Source organism: Mycolicibacterium komossense (genome assembly GCF_025822605.1).
Classification (GTDB): Bacteria; Actinomycetota; Actinomycetes; order Mycobacteriales; family Mycobacteriaceae; genus Mycobacterium; species Mycobacterium komossense.
The window spans coordinates 1-1,384 of the sequence record NZ_JACKTY010000054.1; the positions used below are offsets into that span (position 1 = coordinate 1).

The 1,384-nt window shown below is 65.2% G+C and carries 1 protein-coding gene and 1 pseudogene; both read left to right on the forward strand.

All coding sequences use genetic code 11. From position 1 onward, the window contains the following. Window positions 1–456 (forward strand): annotated as a pseudogene (locus tag H7J73_RS33240) (NADH-quinone oxidoreductase subunit L); the annotation flags it as partial. Further along, the coding region (locus H7J73_RS33245) for an NADH-quinone oxidoreductase subunit M (protein ID WP_264072125.1) at window positions 450–1,384 on the forward strand (935 nt) is incomplete at its 3' end. The pseudogene H7J73_RS33240 and the gene H7J73_RS33245, both read left to right, overlap by 7 nt.

The window sequence follows — 1,384 nt, forward strand, 5'->3', positions numbered from 1 at the left end:
GCCATCGGCGGCACCCTGGAGCACTGGCTCGCCCCCGTCGTCGGCGCCGTCCCCGACACCCAGCACCCCACCCCCATCTGGACACTGACCACCCTCACGCTGACCGCCGTCGCCACCGGCATCGCCACCGCCTACCGGATGTACGCCACCCGAACCGTGAAAGCTGTACCCTCTGAATGGGTCTCGCTCCCGGTTTTCGCGGCCCGCAACGACCTGTACGGCGATGTACTCAATGAACGGCTCCTGATGGTGCCGGGCCGACGGCTTTCTCATGTATTACACATCGTAGATGTTCAGGGGGTCGACGGCTTCGTCGAAGCGGTCCCACGTGTCATCGGTGCGCTGTCGATGCGGATACGACTGTTGCAGAACGGCTTCGCCCGCTCGTATGCGGTGGCCATCTTCGTCGGGGCCACGGCGGTGCTCGGCGGCCTGGCAGCGGTCCGGCTATCGTGACCGGGTTCCCGATCCTGACCGTCCTCTGGCTGGTGCCCCTGGCGGGTGCCGGCGCCGTCGCGGTGGTACCGGTGCACCGTCGCGCGCTGGCGAAATCCGTCGGGCTGTCGGTCGCGTTGATAACGCTCGCCGTGACCCTGACTATCGTCACTTGGTTCGATCCCGTTGGGGCACAATACCAATTCACCGAACATCACCGGTGGATCCCGGCATTCGGCGCCGGCTACCTCCTTGGCGTGGACGGTATCGCTCTTGCGTTGGTCGTGCTGGCCGCGGTACTCGTGCCGGTGCTGCTGCTCGCCGGCTGGAACGACACCACGTCCCCGCGGGCCTATATCGCCCTGATCCTCGTGGTGGAGTCGACGGTCCTGGTATCGCTCATCGCGCTGGACGTGTTGCTGTTCTTCGTATTCTTCGAGGCGATGCTGGTCCCGATGTACTTCCTGATCGGTGCCTTCGGCTCTACAGGGAGTGCTCGGGCGGCGTTGAAGTTCCTGCTGTACGGGTTGTTCAGCGGGTTGGTCATGCTTGCCGCGGTCATCGGACTGTATGTCGTCACGGCGCGCAGCACGATGTTCGGGTCTGGCACGTTCGACTTCCGCGCGATCGTCGCCGCGGTCTCCAGCGGCCAGCTCGGCGTCAACCCCGCCATCATGAACGCCCTGTTCCTCGGCTTCATGTTGCCGCTGTGGCCGTTTCACACCTGGCTGCCCGGTGCGGCCGCGGAAGCCACCCCGGTGACCGCGGTGTTGATGATGGCCGTCGTCGACAAGGTCGGGACCTTCGGCATGCTGCGCTACTGCCTGCAGCTGTTCCCCGACGCCTCGACGCTGTTCCGGCCCTTCATCATCACGCTCGCGGTGATCGGAATCGTGTACGGCGCCATCCTGGCGATCGGGCAAACCGATGTCATGCGGCTGATCGCCTA